Origin of the sequence: Hymenobacter crusticola, assembly GCF_002154225.1 — a bacterium.
GTDB classification, from domain to species: Bacteria; Bacteroidota; Bacteroidia; order Cytophagales; family Hymenobacteraceae; genus Hymenobacter; species Hymenobacter crusticola.
Window position 1 is genome coordinate 681,163 of record NZ_MTSE01000003.1, and the last position, 15,639, is coordinate 696,801.

Annotated in this window: 17 protein-coding genes; 8 read left to right on the plus strand and 9 right to left on the minus strand. The window is 55.6% G+C overall.

Annotated features, from left to right (window positions below; all coding sequences use genetic code 11):
* Window positions 1-163 precede the first annotated feature (163 nt).
* The 5 genes from BXP70_RS09095 to BXP70_RS09115 all read left to right on the plus strand — a co-directional run bounded on the left by BXP70_RS09095 (window position 164) and on the right by BXP70_RS09115 (window position 4,247).
* Window positions 164-1,258, plus strand: a complete 1,095-nt coding sequence (locus BXP70_RS09095) for a glycoside hydrolase family 53 protein (RefSeq protein WP_086593707.1) — start codon at window positions 164-166, stop codon at window positions 1,256-1,258.
* A gap of 119 nt (window positions 1,259-1,377) precedes the next feature.
* Window positions 1,378-1,740: a MerR family transcriptional regulator gene (locus tag BXP70_RS09100; RefSeq protein WP_086593708.1), complete on the plus strand. Its 363-nt coding sequence runs from the start codon at window positions 1,378-1,380 to the stop codon at window positions 1,738-1,740.
* 73 nt (window positions 1,741-1,813) lie between these two features.
* The gene (locus tag BXP70_RS09105) at window positions 1,814-2,155 is read left to right on the plus strand and encodes a n-acetylglutamate synthase (RefSeq protein ID WP_086593709.1); all 342 of its coding nucleotides are present in this window, start codon (window positions 1,814-1,816) and stop codon (window positions 2,153-2,155) included.
* A gap of 127 nt (window positions 2,156-2,282) precedes the next feature.
* Window positions 2,283-3,422: a DNA-processing protein DprA gene (dprA, locus tag BXP70_RS09110; protein ID WP_086593710.1), complete on the plus strand. Its 1,140-nt coding sequence runs from the start codon at window positions 2,283-2,285 to the stop codon at window positions 3,420-3,422.
* A 3-nt stretch (window positions 3,423-3,425) separates the two neighbouring features.
* Window positions 3,426-4,247, plus strand: a complete 822-nt coding sequence (locus tag BXP70_RS09115) for an aminotransferase class IV (protein ID WP_086593711.1) — start codon at window positions 3,426-3,428, stop codon at window positions 4,245-4,247.
* A gap of 48 nt (window positions 4,248-4,295) precedes the next feature.
* Here the strand turns inward: BXP70_RS09115 and BXP70_RS09120 are convergent, their stop codons facing one another.
* The 9 genes from BXP70_RS09120 to BXP70_RS09160 all read right to left on the minus strand — a co-directional run bounded on the left by BXP70_RS09120 (window position 4,296) and on the right by BXP70_RS09160 (window position 11,867).
* Window positions 4,296-4,529, minus strand: a complete 234-nt coding sequence (locus tag BXP70_RS09120; protein WP_086593712.1) for a hypothetical protein — start codon at window positions 4,527-4,529, stop codon at window positions 4,296-4,298.
* Window positions 4,530-4,701: 172 nt separating this feature from the next.
* The gene (locus BXP70_RS09125; protein WP_086593713.1) at window positions 4,702-5,265 is read right to left on the minus strand and encodes an energy transducer TonB; all 564 of its coding nucleotides are present in this window, start codon (window positions 5,263-5,265) and stop codon (window positions 4,702-4,704) included.
* A 277-nt stretch (window positions 5,266-5,542) separates the two neighbouring features.
* A complete protein-coding gene (locus BXP70_RS09130; protein WP_218779761.1) occupies window positions 5,543-6,163 on the minus strand; it encodes an energy transducer TonB in 621 nt (206 codons plus the stop codon).
* 100 nt (window positions 6,164-6,263) lie between these two features.
* On the minus strand, window positions 6,264-7,058 hold the full coding sequence (locus BXP70_RS09135) for a thymidylate synthase (protein WP_086593715.1): 795 nt from the start codon (window positions 7,056-7,058) through the stop codon (window positions 6,264-6,266).
* A 63-nt stretch (window positions 7,059-7,121) separates the two neighbouring features.
* Complete coding sequence (locus BXP70_RS09140; protein WP_086593716.1) at window positions 7,122-8,618, minus strand: serine hydrolase domain-containing protein; 1,497 nt, start codon at window positions 8,616-8,618, stop codon at window positions 7,122-7,124.
* Window positions 8,619-8,842: 224 nt separating this feature from the next.
* Window positions 8,843-9,139, minus strand: a complete 297-nt coding sequence (locus tag BXP70_RS09145; protein ID WP_086593717.1) for a TIGR03643 family protein — start codon at window positions 9,137-9,139, stop codon at window positions 8,843-8,845.
* A 313-nt stretch (window positions 9,140-9,452) separates the two neighbouring features.
* A complete protein-coding gene (locus BXP70_RS09150) occupies window positions 9,453-10,247 on the minus strand; it encodes an SDR family oxidoreductase (RefSeq protein WP_086593718.1) in 795 nt (264 codons plus the stop codon).
* Window positions 10,248-10,425: 178 nt separating this feature from the next.
* On the minus strand, window positions 10,426-11,307 hold the full coding sequence (locus tag BXP70_RS09155) for a helix-turn-helix domain-containing protein (protein ID WP_086593719.1): 882 nt from the start codon (window positions 11,305-11,307) through the stop codon (window positions 10,426-10,428).
* 317 nt (window positions 11,308-11,624) lie between these two features.
* Entirely contained in the window at window positions 11,625-11,867 is a 243-nt protein-coding gene (locus tag BXP70_RS09160; RefSeq protein WP_143436430.1) for a hypothetical protein, read from the minus strand.
* Window positions 11,868-12,053: 186 nt separating this feature from the next.
* Between BXP70_RS09160 and BXP70_RS09165 the strand changes: the two genes are divergently transcribed.
* The 3 genes from BXP70_RS09165 (at window position 12,054) to BXP70_RS09175 (ending at window position 15,544) form a co-directional block, all read left to right on the plus strand.
* Window positions 12,054-14,354, plus strand: coding sequence for an efflux RND transporter permease subunit (locus tag BXP70_RS09165; RefSeq protein ID WP_086593721.1), 2,301 nt, complete (start codon window positions 12,054-12,056; stop codon window positions 14,352-14,354).
* A gap of 257 nt (window positions 14,355-14,611) precedes the next feature.
* Window positions 14,612-15,160 (plus strand): hypothetical protein, encoded by a 549-nt coding sequence (locus BXP70_RS09170; protein WP_086593722.1) that lies wholly within the window; start codon window positions 14,612-14,614, stop codon window positions 15,158-15,160.
* 33 nt (window positions 15,161-15,193) lie between these two features.
* Entirely contained in the window at window positions 15,194-15,544 is a 351-nt protein-coding gene (locus BXP70_RS09175) for a hypothetical protein (RefSeq protein WP_086593723.1), read from the plus strand.
* Window positions 15,545-15,639 lie beyond the last annotated feature (95 nt).

Here is a 15,639-nt window from a genome sequence, read left to right on the forward strand (position 1 = left end):
AGAACGCAGCGTCGGATTGGCACCGACGGCAATTTTGGCTACTTTGCGACTTTAGGAACCCAAATAAACAGGCTGTAAAGGCATATCTGCAAAGGTAGCCACTTCGTTCCGAAGTCGGAGCGGAGTTATGCCCCGGTTGCCTAGCTAACTTTCGCCCTTGTTCATGAAATCTTTTTTTTCCCAGCGCCGCGTTGCCATTCTTGCCCGCTGGAGGCCGCAGCTGCTCCTTAGTATGCTGTTGGTGCTGCTCGGCTTCACCTTGCATGCCGCGAGGCAACCGCTTCATTATAAGCAAATAACACCTGTGCCTAAGCCTAAAAAGAAGATCGGCAAAATGCTGGGCGCGGATATTTCCTTTCTGCCGCAACTAGAAGCACGGGGCATAACTTTCTCGGACAAGGGCAAGCCCAAAGATGCCATTGAAATTCTCAAAGATCATGGCTTCAATTACATTCGACTGCGAATCTTCAACAATCCGGCGGCCGATAGTGGCTACTCGCCCCAGAAAGGCTTTTGCGACCTAGCCCACACCCAGCAGATGGCTAAGCGCATCAAGAAAGCGGGCCTGAAGTTCCTGCTCGACTTCCACTATAGCGACACCTGGGCCGATCCGCAGAAGCAGTTCAAGCCCGAGGCGTGGAAAGACCTGCACGGCGCCCAGCTCACCCAAGCCGTGCACGACTACACCCGCGACGTGCTGCTCTCGCTGAAGGCCCAGGGCACCTCGCCCGACATGGTGCAAGTGGGCAACGAAATCAACCACGGCCTGCTCTGGCCCGACGGCGACATTCACAGCGCCGACAGTGTGGCCCGCCTCGATAACCTAGCTGAGCTGCTGAAGGCGGGCGTGGCCGCCGTGCGCGAAACCACCCCCACCAGCTTGGTAATGATGCACATTGCCCTCGGTGGCCAGAACGAGCAATCGGTGTACTGGCTGGGTAACATGCAAAAGCGCGGCGTGCAGTTCGACGTTATCGGGGAATCGTACTACCCGCAGTGGCACCGCACTATCCCCGACTTGCAGCGCAACCTCACCGACCTAGCCGAGCGCTACCCGCAAGATGTGGTGGTAGTCGAATACTCGGAGCGCAAACGCGAGGTGAATGAGGTGGCCTTCAACCTGCCTAACAACAAAGGATTAGGTACTTTCATTTGGGAGCCGCTGAATACCTGGGAGCAGATTTTTGATAAGCAAGGCAAGTCCAACGACCTCCTGATGATTTATGACGAGGTCAGTAAGAAGTTCAAGATCAAGTAGTCTCGTTCGGGTAGTGGTTCGCAGTGCGGGCTTAGTCTAGCATTCGCCTTGCAAGCAGGCCCGTGTTTTGAGTTTAACTTTGCGAGGAGCCTTTCTCCTCCTCTACGCCTCTTCTCTCCATGCCCTACAAAGAGCACGAAATTGAAAAGCAGTACTTCACCATCGGCGAGGTAGCAGCGCAGTTCAACGTGGCACCGTCGCTGATTCGCTTCTGGGAGACGGAGTTTGATGAGCTACGCCCCCGCAAAAGCAAGAAGGGCAACCGCCTCTACACCCCGCAGGACATCGACACGTTCCGCACCATCTACCACTTGGTGAAGGAGCGCGGCTACACCATCCCCGGCGCCCGCGACATGCTCAAGCAGAAAGGCCCGCAGCTCAAGGAGAAGATTGACGTGATTCAGAGCCTGGAACGGATGCGCGGCTTCTTGGTGAGCTTGAAGAAAGAAATTGACGAGCGCAGCAAGGAGCAGCAAAGCTAGGTTGCCTACCGGAGAGGCTCCACTGAATCCTTTGCCCCTTCTTGCTACTCACCGTCAACCACACACTGCTGGGATGAGGATAAACTATAACAACAGAGTATTTCGAGCAATCAGCAATACTGAAAACGGAGAAACGTCAGCTGATACCGTCTTTCAGTACAAACAAGCCGGTAATATCCTGACCTCTGAGTACTCAGGCGGAAAAATAGTACAGGGGCATTTGATCGGCCTAGTAGACGAAGCCGGAAATATTACGATGGCTTATCACCAGATAAATGTCAGCGGTGATTTGATGACAGGCACCTGCAACTCACGGCCTGAAGTATTGCCAAACGGCAAAATAAGGCTTCATGAAAACTGGCAGTGGACTTCGGGAGACCAATCACAAGGACAGTCGATAATTGAAGAAGACTAACAAGTAATGCGGGCTGCTTTCATCGGCTCGAACCTGCGCCATTATTTGCATGGGGTAATTAAGTACACTCTACCCTTCTTATTCTATCCTTAAAAGAAGCATCGAATTCTCTGCGCTTCGTTCTACAATGTCTATTTCTACCCTCAACGATACGTTACTCTACGAAGTCGCCCTCACCTTATTTCCCGGTATCGGACCGCAGCTCACGCGGCAACTCATGAGCTACGGCGGCTCGGCCAAGAACGTGCTGCACCTACCGCCGGGCAAGCTGCGCAAGATCCCAGGCGTGGGGCCAACTACGGTTGCGAATCTCACGGGAGCCGAGCGCACTAATGCTTTGCGCAGAGCCGAAGACACGCTAAGGAAAGCGGAGAAAGACGGCGTGCAACTGCTCTTTTACACGAGCAAAGCGTACCCGAGTCGCCTCAAGCAAATTCCGGATGCACCTGCCTTACTCTATTACCAAGGCACTAGCGACCTGAACTATCCGAAGACCGTAGCGCTCGTGGGCACGCGCCAAGCCACGGACTACGGCCGCGAGCAAACCGAGCGCATTGTGAAAGGACTGGTGCCGCACCAGCCACTCGTAATCAGTGGCCTAGCGTACGGCATCGACATTGCGGCGCACCGAGCTGCCTTGCAGGAAGGGCTAGCTACGATCGGCGTTATGGCTACTGGGCTGGATATTATCTATCCGGCGCCTCACCGTAAAACCGCCGAAAAGATGCGCGAGCAGGGCGGCTTACTCACGGAATTTCCTTTCGGCACCCAACCCGACCGCTACAACTTTCCAGCGCGTAACCGCATCATCGCCGGGCTGGCCGACGGCACCGTGGTCGTGGAAGCCGCCAAAAAAGGCGGCGCGCTCATCACGGCCGAAATTGCGCTGAGTTACAACAAAGACGTGCTGGCTGTGCCGGGCAATCTCAGCAACCCAACCTCGGAAGGCTGTAACCACCTCATCAAGAGCAACAAAGCTGCGCTTTACGCCGAGCCGAAGGACCTAGAGGAGCTGCTTAATTGGGATGAAGCGCTGCATCACCTAGGCAAGTTCAGCCCCGCTCCTACCTATGACCCCGCCGATTTCACCGCGGAAGAGTTTGCCATCATCACGGTGTTGCAAGTAGCGCCTAATCGTGAAGAGCACCTTGACAACCTCGCTTGGAAGGCCCAACTGCCCGTGCACCAAGTTGCTTCTCTATTGCTCGGGTTAGAGTTTCAGAGCGTGGTGAAGTCACTGCCGGGCAAAAAGTACGTGTTAAGCTAGCCTATGTACGTTCTGCACAATGGTCGTTTGGTGGCGCAGCAAGCGTTCAACTTAACGCTACCCAACCGCGGCTTGTATTTCAACGACGGCTTTTTCGAAACCATGATCTGGGCCAGTGACGGCATTCGGTACGGCGTGCACCACCTGGCCCGGATGCAGCAAGCAGCGGCGGTTTTGGGGCTAGATCTGCCCGCCCCGTTGCGCGACCTAGCTTCGCTGACAGCCTTGCTCAGCCAGCTCATAACAGCTAGCGCCCTAGTGCAAGCACGCGTACGGCTGCAAGTGTGGCGCAGTGGCAGTGGCCTCTACACACCCGAAACGGACACCGCAGACTATGTAGTGACAGCGCAGCCTTTTGCGCCGACTTCGGGTTCTGCTGCCCAAGCAGATTTTGCCCAAACTGTTCGAACCCAGCCCTCGGCCTGGGCCTTCTGCAAAGGTCCTAATGCCCTAATGTATGTGCTGGCCGGCCAAGAGCGGCAGCGCCGCGGCCTGGATGAACTATTGCTACTAGATCCGGCGGGGCATGTCGCGGAGGCTGGGGCCGCGGCCATTTTCTGGCTTCGGGATGGGCATCTGTACACCCCAGCGCTAGCGACTGGGTGCGTGGGTGGCGTGCGGCGAGCCCATCTGCTAGCAGTTGCACAAGCCCACGGCCTTCCGTGTTTGGAGGGCTTCTACCAACCCCGTGCACTGCTAGAAGCGGAGGCCGCTTTCACCGCCAACGTGGCTACTTTACGCCCACTAACTCACGTGGCAGGCGTGGCGCTCGACTCAGAGCAGCACACCTTGCTGCAAGCCTTGCAAAGCTGGGAGGCTAGTTAATGCAGCCTTCCATGTTGCGTTGCGGCAACTAGACTAGTATACTAGTCATTAAGCGACTATCGACGTGGTCATGTGGCGGAAGCGCAAGCGCATCCAGCTCGCTTCAAACTCAGCGAGGTCGGCCTCGGTCACTTCATTCAGGCGCAAAGCATCTGCTAGGTTCCATTCGCCAGAATACAGCGAATACAAAGCAATCCAGGCGCGGTGCTGCCGCGATAACTTGCTTGTCGCTGAAGTAGCTAATGATTTAGCAGAAGGATCGGAAGTGAAAGAGGCCGTCATAGGAGTAGCAATAATATTTCCTATACATACTCTGTATCCATCTCGGTTGGATTTAGTATGAACAAAAAATATTTATATAAACATATAAATTACTGAATATTAGCGAGTAATTTTTTACTCTTCGTCTGCGAAATCGCAACCGGATCTTGGCAAGGTACTACTCAGAAGTGTTCTAGTTCAGGGAGAAGCTAGCTGTCAGCTCTTCCACTGAGGTACGCTGAGCAGGCTCGAAACGCAACATGCGAAAGATGCGCTGCGCCTCGTCAGCCAACGACTGCATGGCAGCCACTGGCACCACGTTTGTGCGCCCAGCCACTACTTTTGGCTGCAAAACGACAACCGATGTCTTGCTTACTTCCCCGTCTGGCTTGATTTCAAGCTTTATGACCACACTACCCTCTGCACCAGCTTTTTGCGCGGCTATGGGGTAGCGGCTGTTCTCCCGAAAGAACACCATCGACACGCTATCTTCGGCCAAGGGCTTGTGCTCGTGCATGCGCTGCGTCAGGCCGCGCTTGATCAGCTTCGACTGCTTGACGAGCGGCTCTTCCGCAGCCGGTTTAGCGGGTGCTGGCGCCGCTTCAACTACCGGCGCTGGCTTCGCGGGCCGTGCCTTTTTGTGCAGTGGGGTGATGGGAGCCGCTGGTGCAGCCGTCCAGATATTAAAGCTATTCTGCGCTTGCACGGCAGGTGCAGCTAGTAATAAGGTTACCAGAGCGTAAAACCACTTTTTCATACCTTCTCGCTTACTAAATGGGACTACTCCTACTCACGCCAACACATTCCGGGTGATGACTGTTTCGAATGTTTACAACAGCCAACTAGAGGCATTGATTGCATTCTTACCGGAAAAATTTACTACAAATTTAGACAAAATTCTACTCTTCGAGAAGCGCAGGACGGCAGCGTGCCTGACAATGCCTCACTAGGCTAGGCAGAGGAACGCCGGCGAGGTAAATGTGGTAATTTATACGCACTTTTACCTCGCCGGCGCTCATCCTAGTTATTCAAAATTACTGCATCACGTAGCGAACGGGCACTTCTTCTTGCGTTGTGGAGGGAGCAGGCTCGAAGCGCAACCCATACAACAGTTTTTGGGCGTTGCTGCGCATGGCTTCCCGTCCGGCCGTGGCAGAGGCACCTTTTTCGGGCTTACCACTCTGGTGGATATCATCGCTCGTTATCACCGTATTTGTTACGTCACCATCAGGACCTACTTCCAGGCGCACCATTACTTGCCCGGTCAGGCCGGCTCGCAGTGCCGTGGGCGGATACTGCAAGTGCTCCCAGGTAAAATCGTAGAAGCCCGCGTCCTCTTTGCTGTAAGAAGTTTGGCGGAGCCGCTGGCCTAGGCCGCGCCGCAGCGTTACGGATTGACCGCTCGCTAGTTGCAGTGAATCTTTCTCGCGACGCTCGGCCACAGATTTGGCCTTTTCTTCCTCCCGCGCTTTTGCTTTCAACGCGACGCTACCCCGCCGGACGGTTGTGGGCTCAGATGCAGAGGCTGGCGTGGGTGGCACCCAGCGGTTGAAAGAATTTTGGGCGAAGCATGCCGGCGCAGCAAGCAGCAAAGCGCCGACGAGTACGAATCGAATAGGGCTGGGTGGTGTTGCTGGTAGTGCTTCTGAGAGCATAACTTTAGCAGACGTTAAGGTGGTTTGGAAGGGCATAGGTTACTTACTTTCCTACTAGTTTAACGCAATAAAGTTATACCTAAGTATAGACAGTACTAATTTACACCGCTACTGGCGCCTTAATAGCCGGCCACGGGTCGTAATTGTCCAGCTTAAAATCGTCGTACTGAAAGCCGAAAATATCCTTCACGGCGGGGTTCAGGTGCATTTGAGGCAGCGGGCGCGGCTCGCGAGTAAGCTGAAGCGTGGCCTGCTCTAAGTGATTAGAGTACAAATGCGTATCGCCGCCCGTCCAGATGAATTCGCCAGGTGCTAGGTCCGTCACTTGAGCCATCATGAGGGTGAGCAGGGCGTAGCTGGCAATGTTGAACGGCACGCCCAGAAAGATGTCGGCGGAGCGCTGATAGAGCTGGCAAGAAAGTTTTCCATCGGCCACATAAAATTGGAACAATGCGTGGCAGGGCATGAGCGCCATCTGGTCGAGCTCGGCCACATTCCAGGCGCTAACCAGGATGCGCCGCGAGTCGGGCGACTGCCGCAATTGGCGCACTACCTCGCTGATCTGATCAACGTGAGAGCCGTCGGGCTTGGGCCAGTTGCGCCACTGCTTGCCGTACACCGGACCTAGCTCGCCGTTGGCATCGGCCCACTCGTCCCAGATCTTCACGCCGTGCTCTTTCAGGTAGGCAATGTTGGTGTCGCCTTTCAGGAACCACAGCAGCTCGTGGATGATGCTTTTCAGGTGCACCTTTTTGGTGGTTACCAGCGGGAAGCCATCGGCTAGGTTGAAGCGCAATTGCGGCCCGAAGATGCTGAGCGTACCGGTGCCAGTGCGGTCGGTTTTTTGGGTGCCATGATCGAGAATCTGGCGGACGAGGTCGAGGTATTGTTGCATGGGCCGATGGGTGTCTGGCCCCAAAAGTAAAGAAAGAAGTTAGAGCAGCCTCTACCCTACTTGTCACTTGCTAGTCGTCTGGCCTAGCTTCTTCAGGTGCTCTACGGCTCCCGCGTTCTTCGGATTGAGGGTTAAGGAACGTTGGTAGTTTGCCACGGCAAGCGGCTTATTACCAGCTATTTCGTAGGCTTCGCCTAGGCTATCGTAGGTATTCCAGCTCTTGGGGTATAGCACCGCATTCAGCTTAAACAGCGCAATAGCGGGCTGCGTTTTTCCGGCCCGCGCTAGCTTGTAGCCCCATTCGTTCACGTATTCCTCCGGCAAATAAAATTCGCGGTGCTCTGCCTTCACTGCTTTGTAGATGGCGGCGGCTTGCTCATACTTCTGCGCAAGTAGCTGTTGCTGAAAAGCTTTTAGCGCCGCGGGGGTTCCGTAGATGCCCTGCACGATCTGGTCCGACAAATCGTAGAGGCTAGCTTGCGTGTTGCGGTCTGATTCGTTTGTCAGCAGCACAATCCCCAAACCTAGCTCCGGGTAGAAGGCGCAATGGCTCGCAAACCCGAAGGAGCCACCCGAGTGAAACAGCGTGCGTTTGCTATCCACGGTTTTGGCGATGTTCCAATTATAGCCAATAGCTTCTCCCTCAGGAGTTCCCCACGTCGGCTGATGCGTTAGGGCTACTGCTTTCGTCCGCTCGTTGAGCTGGTAGTGCAGATATTTTACCATGTTGGCCACACTGTAGCGCAAGCCACCCGACGCTTGCATAGTGGCTATCGACTGATTAGCCATGTGGCTCCCGTTCTCGTTATAGCCCGTCGCCAACAAGCTAGCCTCGGTTTCGAAGGCATGGGCATCTTGCATACCGCAGGGCTTTTCGATGTACTTGGCCAGCAACTCCTGATACGGAGCCTGATACACGCCTTCCAGAATGTAGGCCAACAGTTGCGTGGCGACGTTGGAATGACGCGGCACCACGCCCGGAATTGTATCGGGCTTCACGCGACGCAGATCTTCGTAGAAGTTTTGCTTGGTGTAGTTCTTCAGCTTCCGGTTCGCCACCACAGCCACCGAATCAGGATTTACCTGCTTGTAAAAGGCCGTTAAGTCCGGCAGGTTATCGGGCAGCGCAGAGGTGGTGTTGGCTAAATGAATCAGCCGGATCGGCTGGCCCTGGTAGGCTAGGTTGGCGTAAGTAGGTCCTAGATACTTTCGAATGTCATCCGTCGCTTTTACCCGTTGCTCGATAATGGCCTGCGCCAAGAGCAGGCTAGCGAAGGTTTTGCTGATGGAGGCAATTTCGTAGACTGTACGCTGAGTTGGGGCCTGGCCTTTCCCTTTTTCGACCTCGCCGAAATTGTAGAAGTACGTTTGGCCGTCTTTGATGATACCAACCGATAGTCCGACTCGTGCGGGCTGGGCCATGAACCCACGCCCCAACCGTTGAAGTACGGTATCAACTTGGGCGTTCCGCTTGGCATTGGCTACGCCGTTGGCCGATTGACCGAGCGCAACTTGAAGGAACAAGGCCAAAAGCCCGGCAAGGGTAGCAAGACGCTTCATAAGGGAGTGGAGCTAGGTTATTTCAGCGGGACACTCACCCAGGATGCAGAAGTTACAGCAGATGCATTAATTGTATAACCCGATACCATTGGAGCGGTGGCTTATATAGCGTTGTCTAGAGCCCAACAGGCCTAGGTAGCAGCAAATGGAGAAATAGAAAAAGCCTTTCCTCCGACGGAGGAAAGGCTTTTCGGCAACGCAAAAAGCGTGTTGTGCAAGCTAGGTTACCGCTTGCTGATTTTATTCAAGGAAATAGCCCGCTGTTGGTTCGATTTGAATTCGTCCATTCCTTCGGCCCGCAGCGCCACGTGCTTGGTCCGGCGTCCGGCCATCCGCTCGCGCCACATCTTGAAAGAGGAAGGCTTCATCATCTTGCGCATCAGCGTGATAACGCCTTTCTCGGGTAAGCCAAATTGCGCTTCAATGGCCTCAAACGGCGTCCGATCTTCCCAGCCCATTTCCATGATGCGGTCTACATCAGCGGCGGATAGGTTTTCGGGAACGGGTGGTGTATTTTTCATGGATCGGTGCGGAGTGTAGTTGGTCCTAGGAGGCTAGGTACTCTTACCGGTAACGGGCTGCTTTCGTTAAGGTTCTTTTTCTTCCACTCATACGGAGTAGGCGAACGAAACACGACAGGCAGAGCAAGCACAAAAAAGCCCGCCTGATTGCGCAGGCGGACTTTGTAATTAGGCTAGGTGAGGTGCTGCTTCAGATATTGTAAGTCGATGACACTAAAGAGTTCAGCCAACACCTGCGCGTAGGTGGTCATGGTGTGGTAATCCTGCGCCTCGACCCAAGGTCGACCTTCCTGCGTTTGTCCCTTAAGCAGTTTTATACCACGGGCACAGTACCCCCATCAATCAAATAGTTGGCACCCGTCAAGTAGGACGCTGCTGGGGAAACCAGAAAATGCACCAGCGAAGCGACTTCCTCCGGTTCTGCCATTCGCCCCATGGGGATGCCGCCTGCTTGCGCCGCCATCCGTTGAAAGGCTTCCTCCGCACTTAGGCCGGAGGTGGCCGCAAAATTCTGAACGAGTCCCTGCATCAGGGGCGTGTTGGTTGCCCCGGGGGATACAGTCAGCACGCGTATACCTTTGGGTGCCAGCTCATTCGACAGAGCTTTGCTATAAGCATTTAGCCCCGCTTTTGACACAGCATACGCCAAATTGTGATACCACACGGGCTTTACCCCAGCCACCGACGAAATGTGAATGATCACCCCGCTTTTTTTCTCCAGGATGCGGGGTAACAGCGCGCGGTCCAACCGAATGGTAGCTAGTAAGTTAAACTGCAACTCCTGCTCCCAGTCTTGGTCCGTTAAGCTACTAAAGCCCCCACCGGGCGCGGTCACGCCGCCAATATTGTCGATCAGAATATCAAGGCCGCCAAACGTTTCGTGGATGGCTTGGGCTAGCTGGTCTACCTGTTGCGGCTGGGTTAGATCGGCTTCGATGAAATGATGGGCCAAGTTGGTTTCCTCGGGCTGCTGGCGGGCGGTAATAATCACCCGGGCTCCTGCTTGACTTAACTTGTCGGCAATGGCTTTGCCAATGCCTTTGGTACCGCCCGTTACCAACGCCGTTTTGCCGGCGAGGTCTTGGTACTGATTGTGGTTACTTTCCATCTGACTCATTTTGCTTGATAAAAGACAGACGCAAAGCTCCGGGCCTTTTCCACCGGTCGGGTAACTGAAATCAATCGAAAAAGTATACGAAACACGCCATGTCCATCCTTTCCCAACCGCCGCCCTCACCCAATCGGCTAGCGTATGTCGGCGGGCCAGCGGGGTACGCTAGCCTTCCTCAAGCCTTGCGGCGGAGTGACAGGGGCGTAATGCCAGTGTGCTTCTTAAAGAAGTTCTGGAAGTAGGTAGGATACTCGAAGCCTAGGCAATAACCAATACTGGCGACGCTCCAGTCGGTGTGCTGGAGCAGCGCCTTGGCCTCGTCCAGGATGCGGCCGGCAATGTGGGCGCTAGTCGGCTTGCCGGTCACCTCCTTCACGGCTTTGTTGAGGTGATTGACGTGCACGGCCAGCCGGTCGGCAAATTCCTGCGGCGTTTTCAGCGGCAGCTGCTGCGTTGGAGGCTCAATCGGAAACTGGCGCTCCAGCAATTCCAGAAAGAGCGACGTGATGCGGGTCGCGGCATTCTTCGGCTGAAAAACCGTATCTGCTGGCTGTAGGTGCAGCGCTTCGTGAATGAGCAGCTGCACATACGTGCGAATCAGGTCGCCCTTGAATGGATAGTCTCCTTCCTGTTCGGTCAGCATCTTTTGAAAGATACTCCGTACGTAGTCCGCTTGTGAGGCCGGGAGCTTAAACAGCGGGGTGCTGCCAATTCGGAACAACGGCGACTGTTGCAGGCTTTCCGACCGGTCGGCGGCTTTCACAAACTCCTCGGTAAACAAGCAGGCGTAGGCGTGCAGCTGGTCCGTGCGCATTTCCAGCGAATACGGAATGTGCGGATTAGTAAAGAACAGGTACTGCCCGTCCAACTCCAGGCTTTGGTGCGCGTAGTGAATCAGACACTTGCTCTCCAGCAACAGCACCTTGTAATAGTCGCGCCGGCTGAATACCTGCGCAGCAAGCCGTGGCTGTGCCATCTCCTGCAGCGTAACGTTTTTCTCGTACACCGTAAAGCCGTTCAACTTCACATCGATGGGGGGAGAAAGGCTAGTGCTCATGCGGTAAAAGTACAGAAATGGCTACAGGGGTGTTATTAAGCAACTAAAGCAAAACCTGCGGCCTAGGTATATCAGCGCTTGTCTACTCATCTTATTGCCTTGATAGTCAAGCACCAATCTGCTTGCCAGCACCAGCTATTCGTTTATTCGCTCATATTAAACGCACCGCCGGAGTCCGACACTTGGTTACGGCCGCAAGCACGAAAGGCTGCTGAGTTGGATTGGCATAGCGAAGTACCCGTTCCTTTGATTTCAGCAGAAACAGAAAGGCCCTATCAATAACATGATAGGGCCTTTGAGGAATAAGCGTGGGGTTCTTACAACGACTTCTGCGCAGCTGTAGCCGTCGGGGCGGTCGTTTTCACCGAGGCGGTTTTGGTGCTTTTCTTGGCGCAGCAAGCGGGTACGCCGGCGGGGCTGCCAGCCATGGCGCAATGGGCCTTCATTTCGGCAGAGCAGGTTTCTTTCTTGGCCTTTTTGGCTTTATCGTCTTTGCCATCGTGGGCGGAAGCGGTGCCAACAAAGGCGAATAGCGTGAGGGCAAGCAAAGCGTTTTTCATAACTATAACAAAGAAGGTGAGGTGAAACAAAAGCGGAACGGGCGTGGTTGGCTTCACGCTGCCCTAAAGTACAAAAAGCTAGGGTAAGTAGCGCAGACTTTATCGTCCGCGCTTGGTCGTTATCAGACGCGGACGACAAAGGCCGCGCTACACAGAACCTACCCGCGGACGCTCGTCCGTGCTTCTATGCCGCTTCGTAAACTTAGCTACCTCACGCTCTGCCTTTTGGGCCTGCTCTCGGCCGTGAGCGTGTACCACGTGGCGCACCTGCGCTTCAACTATAATTTCAACGACTTCTACCCCGCCGGCGACCCCGACCTAGCCTATTACGAAAAGTACTCGGCGCGCTTCGGCAACGACAACGACTTTGTACTGCTCGGCCTAGAGGCGCCGGCGGGTCGCACGGTGTTCAATGCGCCGTTTTTGCAGCGCGTCGATTCGCTCACGCGTTTTGCGCAGCGCCAGCGCCACGTGTTGCACGTGGTGTCGCCTACTACCGCCACCAACCCGGTGGTGGAAGGGCTTGGCGTGTTCAACCTCCCCTACCTCCACCCCACCGAGCCCGCGCGGCTAGCCGACGATTCGGCCCTGATTTACCGCACACCGGGGCTGGTCGACAACCTGTTTGCCCGCGACGCCCGCGCCGTCACGGTATTGCTCCAGACGTCGCCGGAGCTGAAAAAACCGGCCGGCGACTCGTTGCTCACCAGCCTCCGAGGGCAGCTCGAAAAGCTAGGTTTTGCCGAAACCGACTATCACCTGGCTGGCCGGCTAGTCGCCCAATCGGTGTTTGTGGACCGCTTACAGTGGGAGCTGGTCGTGTTTATGTCGCTGTCGGTGGTGCTGGTGACGGGGCTGCTGTGGTTTACCTTCCGAACGTGGTGGGGCGTGGTACTGCCGCTGGTGGTAGTGCTCGGCGCTATTCTGTGGGGACTCGGTTTGATGGCGGCCTGCGGCATCAGCATCGACTTAATGACGGCCTTACTGCCGGTGATGATGTTCGTGGTGGGCATGTCCGATACCATCCACATTATCACGCGCTACGTGACCGAGCTAGGCTACGGCGCTAACAAAAAGGACGCACTAATAACGACCATCAAGGAATCAGGCTTCGGCTCGGGGTTGTCGGCTTTGACCACTAGCATCGGTTTTTTTACGCTGATGACCAGCACGATCAAGCCCATCCACAACTTCGGTTTGTTCACGGGCATATCGGTGCTGCTGGCCTTTGTGCTGTCCTTTACGCTGCTGCCGGCGTTGCTGATTCTGTTGCGCAAACCCCAGCTGCGGGTGCCGCGCGAGGACGGCCACAGTTGGGACGGAGTGCTAGGTCGGTTGTTTCGGTGGGTGCTGGTGCGGCGCCGGCTAGTGTTCACCACGGCGGGCCTCATCCTGGCGGGCTCGATCTTTTTTGCCATGCAAATCCGCATCAACTCGGCCCTGCTCGACGACCTCTCCGACGGCGACCCGGTGAAGCAGGACTTCCGCTTTTTCGACCAGCGCTTCGCTGGCGTGCGCCCCTTCGAGCTAGCCTTGCAGCCCGCGCCAGGCCGCAGCCTCTACGACCTAGCCGTGCTGCAACAGATTGAGCGCACCGAGAATTACTTGAAGAAAGAGTACGACTTGCGCGTAGCCGCCTCTCCTGTCACCATCATCAAATCGGTGCGCAAGGCGCTGAATGGTGGTGGCGTGGAGGAGTACCGCTTGCCCGATTCGGAAGCTGAGCTGCGGCGCATCGTTAACAAAGTCAAGCTATTCCGCAAGAAGCCAGAGTTTCGGGCGCTGGTGGTGCCCGACGGCAGCGAGGGTCGCCTTACTGGCCGCATGCCCGACGTGGGCAGCATCCGCGCCGATGCCCTGAACCTAGGTCTGCGCCAGTTCTTGCGTCAGCAAATCGACCCCGCCGTGCTGCGCACCCGCCTGACCGGCTCGGCCAACCTGATCGACAAAAACAACGAAAACCTCACCCTGAACATGATCCAGGGCATGAGTATCGACATCGTGATGGTGGTGCTTATTGTGCTGGCCTTATTCCGGTCGCTGCGCATGACGGTGGTCGTGATTGTGCCCAACCTCGTGCCCATCATCGTGGTGGCAGGCGTGATGGGGGCCTGTGGCGTGGCCATGAAGGTGAGCACCAGCATCATCTTCACCATTGCCTTTGGCATTGCCGTCGACGACACCATTCACTTTATCAGCAAGCTGAAACTCACGCTCTTGCAGGAGCCGACCGTGTTTCGGGCGGTGCGCAAAACCTACCTCATGGCCGGCAAAGCCGTCATTGTCACGTCGTTGATTCTGGTGGGCGGGTTTTCCACGCTCATCTTCTCCCGCTTCGACGGCACCTTCTACGTGGGCGTGCTCATCGGCCTGACGCTGCTCTTCGGCGTGGTGGCCGAGCTGACGCTGTTGCCGCTGCTGATTTTGTTCTTCTATAAGCACAAGCCCCGCGCAATTCGAGAACAGGTGCCAGTGCTAGGTGGGTAACGTTAGAACTAAGAGCTTAGAACTGAGAAGGAAGAGCTTAGCCTTATCTAAGCTAGGCACCCCAAAAACGCCCGTCATTTCGACCAGCGGGAGAAATCTCGCGTGCTGACGTTGTGGTGCTAACTTCCGGCTGAATAGAGTTAGCATTGCACGCGAGATTTCTCCCGCTGGTCGAAATGACAAGCTCTCCATCGTATTTTGCCGTATGAAATTCCTGGTTCTCGCCCTTCTGNAAGCTCTCCATCGTATTTTGCCGTATGAAATTCCTGGTTCTCGCCCTTCTGCTTCAGCAACCCACGCCCGCTACCGACCCGCTGCCCCGCCTTATCCAGGAACGGGAAACCTTGGTGCACCAATACGAAGAAGCTAATGCTCAGCGCAATAGTCTCTTCGGCAATAAGCCCAGCAAGAAAGATCTGCAAGAGGTAGTAGATGCCCTGAAAGGCATTATCCGCAAAGACAGCGAGCTAATTCAGGCGGTGAAAGAAAGCGGCATTCGGCGCACCGCGAACATTGTGGCCGAGAAAACGCAGGCCGAGCGCCAAGCCAGCCTAGCCCACGGCGACCAATCGTCGACGCGCGAACGGTTTTACGACCTGCAAAACCAGATTCAGAATCTGGAGATACGCGACAAACAGCGCCAAAAGAAACTAGCGGACGCGCAGCAGCAGCTCGCCGACGCCGATGCCACCCGCACCAGCCGCGAGCTGATTGCGGTAGCGTTGGCCTTGCTCAGTGCGGGGCTGTTGTTGTACGTGTATCGGCTGCGCCAGCAGCTGCCCGTGCGCCGTGCCCGGCGGGGCTAGCGCTCTGGCTATCAGCACCTCCCCTAGCTTGGTATGCTCATTCCCGCCGCCGATTACCTGACGTACGCCGAGGCCGTGACCCTGTACAACGACCTGCGCGAAGCGGAAATCATTGCGTTAGTCAAAACAGCCGGTCCGCCTTCCTTTCCCTTCGGCGACGGGCTATATTATCAGTTACTCATTGAGGAAGACGAAGTAGAAGCAGCTCAGGCGATTGTAGCCGAATTTGAGCGTCAGCGCACCGCCATAAATCCGCACCGCTGTCCGCGTTGTGGCTCCGTGGATACTTTGCCTGCCGTCCGCGTGAGGTGGTGGAAACGTCTGTTTTACGCCGGCACGACCTTGTACCAATGTCAAAACTGCAACGCCACGTTTGCGACCTAGGCCCAGCGTGTGGTCTACAGTAACGTCATAAGCCTGTTATCCACCGTTTCGTTAACCACTTGTAGAGACGCGACACTTCGCGTCTGCTCGTTGCT